This window comes from Mesorhizobium sp. M1E.F.Ca.ET.063.01.1.1 (assembly GCF_003998155.1).
Classification (GTDB): Bacteria; Pseudomonadota; Alphaproteobacteria; order Rhizobiales; family Rhizobiaceae; genus Mesorhizobium.
The window spans coordinates 1-989 of sequence record NZ_RZSC01001270.1 but is presented as its reverse complement, the minus strand read 5'-3'; the positions used below and the strand labels follow the sequence as shown (position 1 = coordinate 989).

Annotated in this window: 2 protein-coding genes; both read right to left on the bottom strand. The window is 63.5% G+C overall.

Annotated features, from left to right (window positions below; all coding sequences use genetic code 11):
* Positions 1 to 294, bottom strand: a 294-nt coding sequence (locus tag EOA29_RS37855; protein ID WP_149994419.1) for a dihydrofolate reductase family protein, incomplete at its 3' end; no start/stop codon positions are given.
* Positions 295 to 419: 125 nt separating this feature from the next.
* Positions 420 to 941: an outer membrane beta-barrel protein gene (locus EOA29_RS37850; RefSeq protein WP_245468760.1), complete on the bottom strand. Its 522-nt coding sequence runs from the start codon at positions 939 to 941 to the stop codon at positions 420 to 422.
* Positions 942 to 989: the final 48 nt, after the last annotated feature.

The window sequence follows — 989 nt, the reverse complement described above, 5'->3', positions numbered from 1 at the left end:
CTCGGGCAGGGGCCCGGCGACCAGCTCCGCCGGCTGCCAGTCGAGCGCCTTCAGGCTGGTCGAGGCGACATATTTAGGCAGCGCGTTGAAGCGGTCGGCGAAATCCCCGGTTTCGGAGGGCCATGAGCCGGCAAAGATCTCGTAGGTCGTGCGGCCGAGAAGCATGGCGCCGCTGTCGGCGAGCTCGTCCTCCTTGAACGCGTTCATCTCATCGTTCCAGGTCACGCCCGGCAACTTCTCGACCTCTGCAATGCCGTCGACGCTGATGAACTCCGTGATGATGAGCTTCCGCATGATGGTCTCCTTCTTTCGGGCAGCCGCGGGGGTGCCTTCAGAGGACGCACGAGATGATGCTTTCCCGACAACAAAAAAAGCCCGCCGGTGAGGCGGGCTTCTTGCTTTGGCTGGAGGGCCCTTGCTTAGTTGAACTTGTACTTGGCGTCGATCCGCACGGTGTGGAAGGACGGCGTCGAGGTGATGCTGCCGTCCGGCGCGCCCAGATCCGCCGAGAAGTCGTGCTTCTCGAACTGCGAATAGCGGTATTCGATGCCGACCGTCATCTTGTCCGACATGGCCGTTTCCAGGCCGCCGCCGACGCAGAAGCCGTTCGAGCCCCAGTCGATGATGTCGCCGATCGGGTCGGATGCGTTGAGATCGAAATGCTGCCAGCTATAGCCGGCCAGCGCATAGGCCAGCGTCGCTTCGTTGACCTTCATGCCGACGCGGCCGAGCACGTCGAAGCCATAGTCGGTGTCAAGATTGATCTGGCCGCCGCCGAGATCGAGCTCCGAGGTCATGCCGGAATAGCGCGCATCGACCATGACGCCCGCAACCCAGCTGCCGAAATCCTGGTCGTAGCCGAGGCTCGCTTCGCCGAACACGCCTTCGCCGCCGAGCCCGTTGAACTCCACGCCGGCCGGCGGAACATCGATCTGGTGCACGGACGCGCCGGCGCCGAGCTACAACTGGACCGGCTTCTATGTCGGCTG